The organism is Priestia taiwanensis (genome assembly GCF_014638355.1).
Classification (GTDB): domain Bacteria; phylum Bacillota; class Bacilli; order Bacillales; family Bacillaceae_G; genus Priestia_D; species Priestia_D taiwanensis.
Map to the genome: position 1 here is coordinate 510,062 of NZ_BMFK01000002.1, position 14,041 is coordinate 524,102.

Genomic DNA, 14,041 nt, shown 5'->3' on the forward strand with positions numbered 1-14,041 from the left:
CATGAGTTTCGTAACATTACAGCATGTATCTCATGCCTTTTTCAATAAGAAAGAACTAACGGAAGTATTAGAGGATATTACATTATCTGTAGAAGACGGAGAATTCGTTTCCTTTATCGGACCGAGCGGATGTGGAAAAACAACACTCCTCTCTCTCATCTCCGGTCTTCTCACCCCTCTTGAAGGAGAAATTCACTTTACAACTAATACGAAAAACATCGGCTATATGCTTCAACAAGATTACTTGTTTCCCTGGAAAACGATTGAACAAAACATTTTGCTTGGCTTAAAGGTTACTAAAACCCTTGATGAAGACACGAAAAAAAAAGCATTAACCTTATTAGAAAAAGTCGGGCTCGCTCACGTTCAACATGCATATCCACGACAACTTTCAGGTGGAATGCGTCAACGTGTCGCACTCGTACGCACGTTAGCAACAAATCCCGGATTGCTTTTACTTGATGAACCTTTTTCTGCGTTAGACTACCAAAACAAATTGAAATTAGAAGATTTAGTGTCTGTACTGCTCAAGCAATACAACAAAACATCTATTCTCGTCACACATGATATTGAAGAGGCTATTGCCATGAGCCACCGAATTTTTTTATTTGGTGGGAAACCTGGAAAACTCATTCAGACATTCATCGTCCCAACAGATATACAACAACTAACACCATTTGAGGCAAGAAGACATCCTACTTTCTCTCTTTTATTCGAAGAAATTTGGAAGGAGATGGAACAACTTGAACGCACATAAGCCTTCCTTTCGAACCCTTCATCAGCAGTATATTAAGCGTACAAAGAAAACGACGCATATTATTTGGTCCATTCAACTTGCAATACTCGTTCTATTCTTTGCTGGCTGGGAACTAGCAAGTACACAACGATGGATTGACCCACTCTTATTTAGCTCACCATCTAAAATCTATACATTGTTCATTTCCAATACCCAAGATGGTTCCTTATTCCCACATGTATCTGTAACCATTATTGAAACATTAGTAAGCTTCATCATTGCGACAATTCTTGGAACATTTATCGCATGCATGCTATGGTGGTTCCCAATGCTCTCACGCATTTTCGATCCGTATTTAGTAACGCTAAATGCAATGCCAAAAGTAGCACTTGGCCCTATTATCATCGTAATCTTTGGACCCAATATTTCATCATCTATTGCCATGGGCGTTATCATTTCAATTATCATCACAATCATCGTTATTTACAACGCATTCACAAATGTAGATGCGAACTATATAAAGGTACTTCAAACATTCCGTTCAACCAAACGACAAGTCTTTACAGAGGCTGTTTTCCCGTCCTCCTTCTCCGCCATCATTTCCACATTAAAAGTAAATGTTGGATTATCATGGGTAGGTGTTATTGTAGGAGAATTTCTCGTCTCAAAAGAAGGACTTGGTTATCTCATTAACTACGGTTTCCAAATTTTTAATTTTAACCTTGTGTTAATGAGTGTGCTTCTTATTATGGTTGTCGCTGCTTGCATGTATGTGCTTGTCGATGCATTAGAAAAAATTATCATTCGTAATGACAAATAACCAGTTTCTTCGCTTAGAATCATTGAGCGAAGAAACTGGTTATTTCTTTACATCTGTATCATTCTTTATTTTGACATAGAATTTATATTCATAGATGCTATTTTATTTATGCTATGTACTAACACATCATCACGCATAATGAAGCTAAAGCGATTGTCTTTTTTAAGGCTTTTTGGTAATTTATCCATCAGTACAGGACCTAAAGTCTCAAAGTAATGTGGTTGAGGCTGTAAGTCATCTACCACTGCATGATAAATATTTTTGACGATTACTTTTTCTCTGCCATTTACTTTGTACTGGCCAAGGTAAAATAAAGCCGAAACCTCTCCACCTGTTTCTTCCTTTACTTCACGAATTGCCGCTTCTTCAGAAGTTTCACCTTCTTCTACTTTTCCACCTGGAAACTCTAATCCACGATGTTTGTGTTTTGTTAGCAACCACTTTCCTTGATGCTTACACACTACCCACACATGCTTCGCAAAAGAAGCATAAGGATGATCATCAAAAGAAAGCTCTACCGTATTCCCATAATAATCTTTAAATGTATACATAATTAACTCCGCTTCTTTCGACAAGAATAACTTTTTCTACATCTTATCATACAATTATTCCTTACAAAAGAAAAACAGGCTCATTCATTCCCTTTGTAAAATATTCATTCCCTCAATATGCTTCTTCGTTTCTTCATTTCCTAATTGATAAATATGAGCATATGCACGTCCTAATGCCTCATCATACCTATCATTCTCTTCGTCATAATGATATTCTAGGAAAGGAATATGTGCACGCCAATACGATGATCGATCATCATCATACATATGTTGGAATAGTGTACGCAAGTAATGAATCTCCTCGTCCGTTGCTCTTATGACAAACATTGATTCTTCCGTCCGTACACGAGCTATTTCACCTTGTGTCAATGATACATAATATGTTCGCTTCTCCATTCTAACTCCTTTCACCTTTTCAAACATATTCTTTCTTGCTTCCATCTCTTACATGTTACGATATATAAAGAAACATCCTTGTTACTAGCATGTTCATGTTTGTGGCGAAATATAAGGAGGGAATTCCTTATTCATCACAATATCGCTTATATGTATTACTATTATGTTCGTTCTGACTAGTATCATGATTCAAACTAGACAGATGAACCAAAAAAGAAAGAGGTTAAATGATGAATACTGTATTGCTTGTTGCACTCGGCATTGTTGCTGTTGTGCTTATACTATCTGTACTAACCATTAATAAAGCTTATTCATATAAACACTCTGTTGATAATATTGAAGATAATCCATATAAAGAAGAAAATGAAAAGAAGAAGCAACCGTAATTGCTTCTTCTTTCATTTGACAAATAGTAGCCAAACCTACTAATGTAAAAGTTATCTTTATTCTGTAGGAGGCTACAATGAAACACGTATTCATTTTGCTTATTCGCTTTTATCAAAAATGGATTTCACCGATGAAGCCACCGTCATGTCGCTTTTATCCAACATGCTCACATTATGGTATTGAGGCATTCAAAACACATGGCTTTTTTGTTGGATTGTACTTAACAGTAACCCGTATTTTAAAATGTCATCCATTTCATCCTGGCGGCCATGACCCTGTACCACCGAAAAAAAAGAAATAATTATTTATTATATCCATCTACAACAACATCTAATTTACCTGTCTTCGGATCAATAACAAGACCGTGTACTGGTAATTTAGATGGTAATAATGGGTGATTACGAATCATTTTAACCGACTCACTCACGCTCTCTTCAACACAATCAAATCCATGTAACCATTTCTCTAAATCCACACCGAAATATTCTACTGCTTCAATTGCCAAGTCTGAAATACCACGATCACGCATCGTATCTAAAATATCATCTGCTTTTAACGTAGCCATTCCGCAGTCATGGTGCCCCACAACACATACTTCATCTGCATTTAATGCGTAAATTGCGACCAATATACTACGCATAATAGATCCAAATGGATGGGAAATTACTGCTCCTGCAACTTTCACAACCTTTACGTCCCCGTTACCGATGTTCATCGCACGCGGCAATAATTCTACTAGACGAGTATCCATACAAGAAACAATTACTAAACGCTTCTCCGGATACTTGCTCGTCTCAAATTTTTCATATTCTTTATCTGTCACAAATTTTTCGTTATGCTCTAAAATTTCATGTAATAATGTCACGCTGTTATCCCCCTTGTTTCCATCATTTCTTCTATTTTTCCCTTTTCTATCATTTTAGTCAAGAAGGAGTTCGAAAAAACAAGTTTTCCACTATGCAAATGTTACGTTCAAACAACATCCACAAAGTTTCTATAGTTCTGTCACATCCCCAATATTTTCTAATCTATCCTATCAATTACACTATAAGTAAGTAATGTACCTAGTAATTACTAAAAACAACTAACACCATTAAAAAAGGAGTGGAAACATGGAGAGTGTTTTACTATTAAGCCGTATTCAATTCGGTATTACAATCTTTTATCATTTTTTATTCGTACCATTAACAATCGGACTCGTTATCCTAGTAGCAGCAATGGAAACTCAGCACGCCCGTACATTAAATCCACAATATCGCAAAATGGCAGACTTTTGGGGAAAGCTATTTGCAATTAATATGGTACTCGGAATTGTGACAGGTATCACAATGGAGTTTCAATTCGGAACAAACTGGTCTGAATACTCGAAATATATGGGGGATATTTTTGGATCACCACTTGCAATTGAAGCACTCGTAGCATTTTTCTTAGAATCTACCTTCATGGGCATTTGGTTATTTGGAAAAGACAAACTTTCTCCAAAGATGCGTGCCTTCTGTTTCTGGATGGTCGCTATCGGAACAAATCTTTCGGCATTATGGATTATTACAGCAAATGGATTCATGCAAAATCCTGTAGGATATAACATTGTCAATGGACGTGCAGAAATTGCAGACTTCTGGGCAATTGTAACAAACCCTTACGCTTGGCATATTTTCTTTCATACAGTTATTAGTTGTTACATTGCAGGTTCTTTCTTTGTTATGGCAGTTAGTGCCTATCATTTACTTCGTAAAAATGAAGTTGCATTCTTTAAGAAATCATTTAAATATGGACTTATTATGGCAGTATTTGCCGCCACAGTAACACCACTTATCGGTCACCAATCAGGAGTGAATGCTGCAAAAATGCAACCGGCAAAAGGTGCTGCAATGGAGGCAGTATGGGAAACGACAGATGAACTCGACTTCTCCATTATTTCTGTCCCAATTCCTGGTGAAGAACGAAATTTCGAATTATTTACGATTCCAAAGCTCGGTAGTTTCTTCTATACGAACTCATTTGACGGCGAAGTAACTGGATTAAAAGACATTCCAGAGGAAGAAAGACCAAATGTCCCAATCGTTTTCTGGAGCTTCCGCGTCATGGTAGCATTAGGAATTTTCTTTATGATGACAACATGGTATGGTGTCTACCTGTACAGAAAGAACAAACTCGAAAACGCAACACGCTATTTAAAGTTAACGATGTGGTCTGTTCTACTTCCTTACATTGCTATCAATGCTGGATGGATGGTTGCCGAAGTTGGAAGACAACCTTGGACTGTATATGGACTAATGAAAACACAAGATGCCGTATCACCACTATCAACATCGCAAATTTACTTCTCACTAGTCGGACTTGTGTTATTCTACACAATCTTATTAATTGCTGATGTATACTTAATGCTCAAATTTGCGAAAAAAGGACCTTCTCAACAATCAACCAAACAAGGAGGAATCGAGCATGTCTCATGATACGTTAGCAATTATTTGGTTCGCCTTATGGGGTGTAATCTGGACTGTTTACTTTATACTAGATGCGTATTCATTGGGAACTGGGATGCTATTTGGAAAAATCACAAAAGATCGTGCGGAACGCAACCAATTACAAGAAGCAATTGGACCGTTTTGGAATGGTAATGAAGTATGGTTAATTACTGCTGGTGGTGCAACATTTGCCGCATTTCCAATCGTCTATGCAGACATGTTCTCGTTCTTATATGAGGCGATGATGCTCATTTTATTCGCACTCATTCTCCGTGCAGCGAGTCTTGAATTTATGCACAAGGACGATCATCCAAAATGGATAGCAACATGTAAGTGGACATTTATTATTAGTAGCTTTGCCTTACCAGTCTTATTTGGCGTCGCCTTCTCCAATCTTTATTACGGTTTACTAATTGGGCCAAACGGGTATGAAGGAAACTTATTTAGCTTATTGCATCGCTATGCACTACTAGGAGGTGCATTATTTGTAGCACTCTTCATGACATCTGGTGCCCTTTGGATTATGATCAAAACAGCTGGAGAAGTAGCCGAACGTGCTAGCAAAATTGCTCGTTACACATCTATTGCAGCTGGTGGGATTTTACCAATCTATTTCGTTGCAACAGCAAACAAGACGTTTATTTTCGACAACTTTAACGATAATCCAATTTTATATGCTATCCCGTTACTATGCATGATAACGGCTATCATGACAATTGTCTTTGTCTTCAAAAACAAAGTAGGATTAGCATTTACAAATGTTTGTTTAACGATTGGAACATTTATGGCAACTGGCTTCATCGGTATGTTCCCGCGTATGTTACCATCTCGTATCAACGACGCATTAAGTATTACGCTATTCGAAGCCCGAGGAAGCGAATTAAACTTAAAAATCATGTTCGGTGTTGCAATGGTTACGGTACCAATTGTAATCAGTTATCAATTATGGAGTTATACATTATTCAAAACAAAACTAACAAAACAAAATGCAAAAGGCTATCATTAAAAAAATCCTAGTCCATCTCATGTATGGACTAGGATTTTTTATTCTACGACACCAGATTGAACAATATCTACGTTATACTTCACTGTAATAGGAGCATCCTTATACATCGCTTTCCATTCTTTTTGATTAAACTCCCGGTAATGTTGTTTGAAATGTGCACCTAGGCCAAGAGGATCTATATCTAACTCCTGAAATGTTTTCACAAGGTTCGTTGCTTTCTTCTCCCATAACTTATCTATTTTTCTCTCTATTCTCTTTAGTGCTTCTTCTTCCTCTAAATTTTCACGTCTTGAGAGAGCTTCAATTTTCCCTTTCATATCTACCTCAATCATAAATGATGGTTTCCCATTTTTTACGCTCACCTTATACTTTGGGTGGGAAGAAATATTGTGTACAGCTACAGACTCCCCATCCTCAAAATTCACTCCTTGCGTTCCTTCTTTATGCGTCTCGATTAATGACTTAAAGAGAAACATATCCTCTACTTCTACTTTAGATACATATTTATCTTCATGAAACAATGCAAGCCCATTTATTTTAATCTCTTTATCCGCTTTCTTCAAAATAGGCAAGTAGGGATCTTGTCCAACTTGAAAATATTGAAACATAAACGTATGCAAACTCGTTTCTGGCAAGTTCCCACTTTCCATATTATTTTCTAAAATCCGCTTTCCATATAACGCAATATTATTGCGCGGGGGTGTTTTCATTTGTAAAAATTCATTCGCACTTCCTTCAATAATAGCTAAATATACACGATTTCCAATCGAAGGGTCTCGGTTCAATGTATCAACAATGCTATACATCCCTTTTTCTGCAAGCTTTTTACCGTATACAGCTAAGCGTAATTGTCCACTTGCGAGCGGTTGAAATGCTTTTTCATTCGCACGACTCTTCACTTCTTTCGCTGTAGCTCCAATACTACTATATGTAACAACTTCACTTTTCTCTTTTTCTGTGAAGACTGGTACAACTAATGTAATTTCAATTTTGTCATCTTTCGCATCATAGCCAGATGCTTGTATCAAATCTAAATCATCAATAATTAACTTTTGGGCACATCCGACCAATGCTATACACATACATACCCATACGTACATAACTTTTTTCATGCGCGCGCCCTCCTCTTTTTATACCAAACATACAGAAGCGTTAAAATCGGGATATACCCAAAGACAACTAGCAAATATGTATTCGATAAAAAGGAAATAGATTTATTTATTAAATGGCGTTCATTCAACACTTGGCATAGACCGAAAGCAAGAATAACTAATAACCACAGTGAGTACTTTTGTTTTAGTCCAAATACTTCCCTAATACCACGATTCGCTGCCCAAAGCGTAATAACGACACTTGAAAGGACAATTGCCGCGTACAATGAAATAACAATATATTCGAGCCTTTCAATAACAGGTAAACTAATAACACTTGTCATCGCCAATTGTGACCAAATAGATTGAGATAACTGTTCTTCGCTAAAGAAAACAAACGTCGCAAGAATATTTGTTACAAACAAAACATTTGAAAAAGCGATTCCATACTGTGCATACTTTTGTGATTTCTCCGCATTTTGGATAAACGGATAAAACATTAAGATCGTCTCGAAACCTAGCATCGTATAAGTAGAATCTTTCGCCGCTAATAAAAGATCTGAAATCGAGTGATTAAAAACAGGTAACAAATTTGAGATATGAGCATACTTCAGTGGAAATAATAAAACAACCATGACAATAATAAGCATCAATATAGAGATACAAGCAATTCCCGTAATGACTCGAAAACCAGATGCAATCATGTAATAACATAGCAATAATAGTACGATAGATAGTGACCAGGTAGGCAGGCCTGGAAACATCCATACTTGAATGATTTCAATATACGTACGCAAAATAGAGACGCTCCCTAAGAAAAAGTAAACAATAAAGAAGACATTAAAAAGTCCCCCAATCCATTTACCGAACAGGTCATGATGGATGTGAATAATATTTCCTTGTCCTGTCTTAAGTAGTTTATATATTACCCACATAATAAGATGAATACATATTCCTGCAAAAATTACGCTAATCCATCCATCGTATCCTGCACTTTTTGCAACAATACGTGAATACCCTAATACCCCTACACCAAACTGTGCCGTATGAACTAAACAAAATGTAACAGTAGCCGATATCTTTTGATTTTCTTTTACAGTTAACTCATGCATATATATCCCTCCCATCTCCTGTACTTAATCATCGAAATCCGTGAATACCGTCTTTTGTTTTATCTTTTTTTGATTCTTTTTTGGTTTTTTTGTGCTCGTTTGAGCAGGTCTATTTTTCAAAGCTGATAATGGCCCACGTACCCAGCTATCTTGAATATCTTGCATTCTAAAAGGATATAATCCATAAGGTCTTCCTAACGATTTCAATCGAAGCATATGAGTAGCAAAGAATAGAAAACAAATAGATATACCTATTAATCCCCACATCTCCGCAAAAACAATAAACGGAAAGCGAAGCCAACGAATAGAATTACCCATTTTATAGATAGGGGTAATGAATGATGCTAATGCTGATACTGCAACAATAATGAGCAATACATTACTCGTCAATCCAGCTTCCACAGAGGCTTGCCCAATAACAATACCACCAACGATCCCAAGTGTTTGACCTACCTTAATTGGTAAGCGTGCACCAGCCTCTCTTAACAAATCAATGGATAACTCTAATAAAATCGCTTCTAATATAGGAGGTAGTGGTACCCCTATCCGAGATGAAATAAGTGTGTTTAACAAGTCAATCGGAATTAACTCATAATGAAAGGTCATAACAGCTACATATGTTGCCGTTGCAAATAGTGAAAATAAAACAGCGAATAAACGTAATAAGCGAAAACACGTAGCTGATACCCAAGATAAATTGTAATCTTCCGTTGCTGTAAAAAAATCAACAAATCGTGAAGGGGCGATAATACTATATGGAGAACCGTCTACGAAAACAGCAATTCTTCCTTCTCCTAATGCCAATACGACACGATCTGGTCGCTCTGTATTAAGAAAGAGTGGAAATGCTGCATTCACATTATCTTCAATTAGTTGTGCTAACGTAGAACTGTCAATAATTTGTTCAAATTGAACATCTTCCATACGCTGAAGAATAGTATGGACATTTTCTTCATTGGCGATATTCTCGATGTACACAATAGCTACTTTCGTTTTCGAAAGGCTACCAACTATCATTTCCTTTACTCGCAATTCTGGAATTGGTAGTCTTTTTCTTACAAGGTTAAGATTCGTATCAAGTCCTTCTACAAATGATTCTTGTGACCCTACTACACCAAATTCAATCTCAGGTCTGCTAGGTTGTCTATATGGCTCAACAGAAGCCTCCACTAATAAACATTGTGTATCTTCTTTTTTCATTTGAATAAGAACATTTCCTTGCAAAAGAAGCCCTTCCACTTCCTTTACGTCCTCTGTTAATACAATTGAGCTAACCGACAGCTCTTCTTTTAACTGAGCTAATGACTGAATGCTCTTTTCCTGCAAACATGGCATTATATTTTCATTTAATTTCGTCCCTTCGATGATAGGGCGGAAATAAGACAACCAAAATGGCCCTTCATCTTGTTCAGAAGTATGATAATGAACGAAATCATTCGATTGTTGCAGTTGCTTAATTAACTCTGGAATGGAACGCGGTTCTTGCCGCTTCTGTTTACTTTTATTCTTTTGTTGATTTTGGTCCTTCTGCTTGTCTTGTTGCTCTTGGTGGCTTTGATTTTCTTGCTGGCCTTGATTTTCTTGTTCGCTTTGATTTTCTTGTTCGCTTTGATCTTCTTGTTGGCCTTGATTCTCTTGTTGGCCTTGATTTTCTTGTTCGCTTTGATCTTCTTGTTGGCCTTGATTCTCTTGTTGGCCTTGATTCTCTTGTTGGCCTTGATTTTCTTGTTCGCTTTGATCTTCTTGTTGGCCTTGATTCTCTTGTTGGCCTTGATTTTCTTCCTGTTCATAGCTTTCTTGTTGGTACTCGTTATTTTGTCGTTTCTTTTTTCTTCCAAACAAAAACCTAAAGAATCCCATCTCGTATCCCTTCTTTCATGTTAGAAAGTATATACTTATTATGTAAAAAATGGATACTGTTATACTTTGAGATAAAATAAAAAGCAAATTCGAAAAGTGTTTCATTCACTTATCGAATTTGCTTCCTATTTGATTATTTCTTTATAAACAGTTACTTTTTCTAATTGATTTCGATTTACTTCGAAGCCAATGCCACTAGAAGTTGGAACATCTATTTTTCCATTACGTAATGTAATTTCTGGATAAATGATATCCTCTTCCCAATGACGTGCAGAAGCTGATACATCTCCCGGAATCACAAAATTAGGTAGCGATGACAAAGCGATATTACCTGCACGACCAATCCCCGTTTCAATCATTCCACCGCACCATACTGGTATATTATGCTCCTTACAATAGTCATGAATACGAATTGATTCTTGAAATCCACCAACACGACCACTCTTAATATTAATAATTTGGCAACTATTTAACGCAACTGCTACTTTCACATCTTCTAATGAATGAATACTCTCATCTAAACAAATAGGTGTTTCCATTACTTCTTGTAAGACACGGTGATCTAAAAAGTCATTATCTCCAAAAGGTTGTTCAATCATTAAAAGATTAAATTCGTCTAATCGTTTTAGTTGGTCAATATCATGAATTGTATAGGCAGAGTTTGCATCAACCATAAGTGGAAGAATAGGGAACTCATTTCGAATTTCCTTTAGTAATGTGTAATCTCGATCAGGAGATATTTTCACTTTCACACGGTTGTACCCTTCTTCTACATATGCGTGAATTTGGTCCAACATCTCTTTCGTTTCTCCTAATCCAACGACAACACCTACCTGAATTTCTTTTCGTACACCACCAAACAAGGCCGCTAAGGAGTTATTTTGCCTTTTCGCATTAAGATCCCATAACGCATTTTCTAGGCTCGCTTTTGCCATATTATTTCGCTTATAACTAGCTAGTATACGGTTAAGCTCAGATGGAGCCGTTATATGATGCTGAAGTATATGCGGAATAAAAAAATCTTTCAACATATGATAACTCGTTTTAATTGTTTCTTCTGTATACCACGGTTCAGAGAATGCAACACATTCTCCCCAACCAATGGCTCCATCCTTGTCTTCTATTTCGACGATAATACTTTCTCGCTTATAATATGTTCCGTAACTCGTTTGAAATGGTACTTTAAGCGGCATTTCAATTGTATGTAGGGTTATTTTCATCGTGTCACTCTCCTAACCATTCATACAAGTTACGACGTACTAATTTATTTGACGCATTACGTGGTAAAGAATCTGTAAAATAAATATGCTTTGGTACTTTGTATCGCGCTAGTTTCGTATAACAATAATCAAATATCTCTTCTGCTGATAATCCTGAAGCTATTACAAATGCAACGGGAACTTGCCCCCACTGGTCATCCTCCATTCCAATTACACCAGCATCCATAATTTGTGGATGTGACATGAGCGCAGCTTCAATTTGTGCAGGATAAATATTTTCTCCACCAGAGATAATTAAATCTTTTCGACGATCTAATACATACAAGAAACCCTCATCATCTAAGTAGCCGATATCTCCTGTATACAACCAACCATCTTGAATTGTTTCCTTTGTTGCCTCTTCACGATTGTAATATCCTTGAGTAACGTTTGGTCCTTTGACAACGATTTCGCCTTCTTCATACGCGCTAACGTTTGTTCCATCTTTTCTTATTTGTAGCTCACAAGGGAATAATGGCTTTCCTGCTGAGCCGATTTTCGCTAATACATATTCTGGTGCAAGTGTTGCAATTTGCGAAGCTGTTTCTGTCATTCCATACGTTTGATATACATTCACACCTTTTTCAAGACACTCTTCAATTAATGAAATAGGTGCCGGTCCTCCACCTAGTAAGGCACAGCGGAATGTCTTTGGGAAAGGTTGATCTGCTAACGTTATAATTTCTTGTAAGGTCTTGGTGACGACAGAAATAAGCGTTACCTTTCCTTTCATCATATCGTTGTATACTGCTCGTACATCGAATGATTCGTGCATTACAATTTTCATCCCATAAATAATACTTTTCATTAACAAAGAAAAACCACCGACGTGGAACATGGGTAAACAAGCTAACCAACTATCATCTTGGTGTAGCCCTAAATTTAATGCCGAACCGATTGCACTATGATAATGGTTACCATACGTTAACATGACACCTTTTGGATTACCTGTTGTACCAGACGTATACAAAATTGTTGTTACATCATCTAGATGATAATGTGTTTGTAACTCAATCGATGCTTCTTTTCCCATACTCCACTGTGCTGTTGTTATTTGTGGAATCGAAATACCTTCTATATATGTATCACAAATCAGTTGTTTTGCATTTGCATCTTCTACTTGCCACTTTATCTCTTCTATCGTTAACCGAGTATTTAGTAACACTGCCACGACGCCCATATATTGAAGAGCATGGATAACGAGTATCATCTCGATACTGTTCGTCATATGAACAGCCACGGTATCGCCTTTATAGATACGATACGTCGTTAATTGGCGTACTGTTTTCTCCACTTGTTTGTGCAATGTTGCAAACGTTATTTCTTGTTTACTCCATTCTATTGCAACACGATTTGGTGTTAAATACGCTCGATTCTGTAGCCAATTTGGCATTGTTTGTTGCATGTTTTGAACGTTGCTACGACATAGTCTTAGCAACTTTCCCACCTTTCGCTCTAGTTTTCTTCTATTATACGCTACAACAAAGACGTCACACAAAAAAACGACCATTATACAATGGTCGCTGCCTATTCGGCTTATGGGAAACGTGGGAATTGACCGAAGTCTGGCTGACGTTTTTCTTTGAATGCGTCGCGTCCTTCTTTTGCTTCCTCTGTTGTGTAGTACAGTAACGTTGCATCACCAGCTAACTGCTGAAGACCAGCAAGTCCGTCTGTATCTGCATTAAATGCTGCTTTTAAGAAACGAATAGCTGTTGGGCTATGTTGTAAAATTTCCTCACACCATTGCACTGTTTCTTCTTCTAATTTCTCTAATGGTACAACTGTGTTAACTAAGCCCATATCAAGCGCTTCTTGTGCACCATATTGACGGCATAAGTACCAAATTTCGCGAGCTTTCTTGTGTCCAACAAGACGAGCTAAGTAACCAGCTCCATAACCAGCATCGAAGCTACCTACTTTTGGTCCTGTTTGTCCAAATACAGCATTATCTGCTGCAATTGTTAAGTCAGACACGATGTGTAATACGTGTCCTCCACCGATTGCATATCCTGCAACCATTGCAACAACTGGCTTCGGAATAACACGAATTAAACGTTGTAAATCTAATACATTTAAACGTGGGATGTGATCATCACCTACATATCCACCGTGGCCGCGAACTTTTTGGTCGCCACCTGAACAGAATGCTTTGCCACCTTCACCTGTTAAAATGATTACACCAATTTTTGAATCGTCACGCGCATATGCGAATGCATCGATTAATTCTGATACCGTTTTTGGTGTGAATGCGTTATGCACATGTGGACGGTTGATCGAAATCTTCGCGATACCGTTATATGTAGAGTAAATAATTTCTTCATAATTTCTTTCTTTTACCCATTCAATTGCCAT

General features: G+C 37.1%; 15 protein-coding genes. 6 read left to right on the forward strand and 9 right to left on the reverse strand.

What is annotated here, in order from left to right:
- Position 1 precedes the first annotated feature (1 nt).
- Both IEV41_RS14630 and IEV41_RS14635 read left to right on the forward strand, forming a co-directional pair.
- Positions 2-757: an ABC transporter ATP-binding protein gene (locus tag IEV41_RS14630; RefSeq protein ID WP_188389232.1), complete on the forward strand. Its 756-nt coding sequence runs from the start codon at positions 2-4 to the stop codon at positions 755-757.
- On the forward strand, positions 744-1,556 hold the full coding sequence (locus IEV41_RS14635; protein ID WP_229722255.1) for an ABC transporter permease: 813 nt from the start codon (positions 744-746) through the stop codon (positions 1,554-1,556). The genes IEV41_RS14630 and IEV41_RS14635 overlap by 14 nt, the downstream gene beginning before the upstream one ends.
- 65 nt (positions 1,557-1,621) lie before the next feature.
- Here the strand turns inward: IEV41_RS14635 and ytkD are convergent, their stop codons facing one another.
- The gene (gene ytkD / locus IEV41_RS14640; RefSeq protein ID WP_188389299.1) at positions 1,622-2,107 is read right to left on the reverse strand and encodes an RNA deprotection pyrophosphohydrolase; all 486 of its coding nucleotides are present in this window, start codon (positions 2,105-2,107) and stop codon (positions 1,622-1,624) included.
- A gap of 84 nt (positions 2,108-2,191) precedes the next feature.
- On the reverse strand, positions 2,192-2,503 hold the full coding sequence (locus IEV41_RS14645) for a hydrolase (RefSeq protein ID WP_188389233.1): 312 nt from the start codon (positions 2,501-2,503) through the stop codon (positions 2,192-2,194).
- 230 nt (positions 2,504-2,733) lie between these two features.
- On the opposite strand from IEV41_RS14645, the gene ytzI reads away from it, so the two are divergent.
- Together ytzI and yidD are read left to right on the forward strand one after the other, a co-directional pair.
- Entirely contained in the window at positions 2,734-2,889 is a 156-nt protein-coding gene (ytzI, locus tag IEV41_RS14650; protein ID WP_188389234.1) for a YtzI protein, read from the forward strand.
- Positions 2,890-2,966: 77 nt separating this feature from the next.
- Positions 2,967-3,191 (forward strand): membrane protein insertion efficiency factor YidD, encoded by a 225-nt coding sequence (gene yidD / locus IEV41_RS14655; RefSeq protein WP_188389235.1) that lies wholly within the window; start codon positions 2,967-2,969, stop codon positions 3,189-3,191.
- Here the strand turns inward: yidD and IEV41_RS14660 are convergent, their stop codons facing one another.
- Positions 3,192-3,755: a beta-class carbonic anhydrase gene (locus IEV41_RS14660; protein WP_188389236.1), complete on the reverse strand. Its 564-nt coding sequence runs from the start codon at positions 3,753-3,755 to the stop codon at positions 3,192-3,194.
- Between the two features lie 247 nt (positions 3,756-4,002).
- On the opposite strand from IEV41_RS14660, the gene IEV41_RS14665 reads away from it, so the two are divergent.
- Together IEV41_RS14665 and cydB are read left to right on the forward strand one after the other, a co-directional pair.
- The gene (locus tag IEV41_RS14665; RefSeq protein WP_188389237.1) at positions 4,003-5,346 is read left to right on the forward strand and encodes a cytochrome ubiquinol oxidase subunit I; all 1,344 of its coding nucleotides are present in this window, start codon (positions 4,003-4,005) and stop codon (positions 5,344-5,346) included.
- On the forward strand, positions 5,336-6,364 hold the full coding sequence (gene cydB / locus IEV41_RS14670) for a cytochrome d ubiquinol oxidase subunit II (protein ID WP_188389238.1): 1,029 nt from the start codon (positions 5,336-5,338) through the stop codon (positions 6,362-6,364). The genes IEV41_RS14665 and cydB overlap by 11 nt, the downstream gene beginning before the upstream one ends.
- 38 nt (positions 6,365-6,402) lie before the next feature.
- On the opposite strand, the gene IEV41_RS14675 is transcribed toward cydB, so the two are convergent.
- The 6 genes from IEV41_RS14675 to menB form a co-directional block, all read right to left on the reverse strand.
- Positions 6,403-7,476 carry a Ger(x)C family spore germination protein gene (locus tag IEV41_RS14675; RefSeq protein WP_188389239.1) on the reverse strand — a complete coding sequence of 358 codons (1,074 nt, stop codon included), beginning with the start codon at positions 7,474-7,476 and terminating at the stop codon, positions 6,403-6,405.
- Positions 7,473-8,567, reverse strand: coding sequence for a GerAB/ArcD/ProY family transporter (locus IEV41_RS14680; protein WP_188389240.1), 1,095 nt, complete (start codon positions 8,565-8,567; stop codon positions 7,473-7,475). Before IEV41_RS14680 ends, IEV41_RS14675 begins: the two co-directional genes overlap by 4 nt.
- 24 nt (positions 8,568-8,591) lie before the next feature.
- The gene (locus IEV41_RS14685; protein ID WP_188389241.1) at positions 8,592-10,427 is read right to left on the reverse strand and encodes a spore germination protein; all 1,836 of its coding nucleotides are present in this window, start codon (positions 10,425-10,427) and stop codon (positions 8,592-8,594) included.
- 125 nt (positions 10,428-10,552) lie between these two features.
- On the reverse strand, positions 10,553-11,647 hold the full coding sequence (gene menC, locus IEV41_RS14690) for an o-succinylbenzoate synthase (RefSeq protein WP_188389242.1): 1,095 nt from the start codon (positions 11,645-11,647) through the stop codon (positions 10,553-10,555).
- 4 nt (positions 11,648-11,651) lie between these two features.
- Complete coding sequence (locus tag IEV41_RS14695) at positions 11,652-13,091, reverse strand: o-succinylbenzoate--CoA ligase (protein WP_188389300.1); 1,440 nt, start codon at positions 13,089-13,091, stop codon at positions 11,652-11,654.
- Positions 13,092-13,222: 131 nt separating this feature from the next.
- Positions 13,223-14,041, reverse strand: a complete 819-nt coding sequence (menB, locus tag IEV41_RS14700) for a 1,4-dihydroxy-2-naphthoyl-CoA synthase (RefSeq protein ID WP_188389243.1) — start codon at positions 14,039-14,041, stop codon at positions 13,223-13,225.

Excerpts from the sequence above, each read along its gene's own strand:
- ytzI (WP_188389234.1), top strand. The coding sequence starts at position 2,734 with ATGAATACTGTATTGCTTGTTGCACTCGGCATTGTTGCTGTTGTGCTT.
- menC (WP_188389242.1), bottom strand. The coding sequence starts at position 11,647 with ATGAAAATAACCCTACATACAATTGAAATGCCGCTTAAAGTACCATTT.
- cydB (WP_188389238.1), top strand. The coding sequence starts at position 5,336 with ATGTCTCATGATACGTTAGCAATTATTTGGTTCGCCTTATGGGGTGTA.
- IEV41_RS14680 (WP_188389240.1), bottom strand. The coding sequence starts at position 8,567 with ATGCATGAGTTAACTGTAAAAGAAAATCAAAAGATATCGGCTACTGTT.
- menB (WP_188389243.1), bottom strand. The coding sequence starts at position 14,041 with ATGGCAATTGAATGGGTAAAAGAAAGAAATTATGAAGAAATTATTTAC.
- IEV41_RS14630 (WP_188389232.1), top strand. The coding sequence starts at position 2 with ATGAGTTTCGTAACATTACAGCATGTATCTCATGCCTTTTTCAATAAG.
- IEV41_RS14665 (WP_188389237.1), top strand. The coding sequence starts at position 4,003 with ATGGAGAGTGTTTTACTATTAAGCCGTATTCAATTCGGTATTACAATC.
- IEV41_RS14645 (WP_188389233.1), bottom strand. The coding sequence starts at position 2,503 with ATGGAGAAGCGAACATATTATGTATCATTGACACAAGGTGAAATAGCT.
- yidD (WP_188389235.1), top strand. The coding sequence starts at position 2,967 with ATGAAACACGTATTCATTTTGCTTATTCGCTTTTATCAAAAATGGATT.
- IEV41_RS14675 (WP_188389239.1), bottom strand. The coding sequence starts at position 7,476 with ATGAAAAAAGTTATGTACGTATGGGTATGTATGTGTATAGCATTGGTC.
- IEV41_RS14685 (WP_188389241.1), bottom strand. The coding sequence starts at position 10,427 with ATGGGATTCTTTAGGTTTTTGTTTGGAAGAAAAAAGAAACGACAAAAT.
- IEV41_RS14695 (WP_188389300.1), bottom strand. The coding sequence starts at position 13,091 with ATGCAACAAACAATGCCAAATTGGCTACAGAATCGAGCGTATTTAACA.
- ytkD (WP_188389299.1), bottom strand. The coding sequence starts at position 2,107 with ATGTATACATTTAAAGATTATTATGGGAATACGGTAGAGCTTTCTTTT.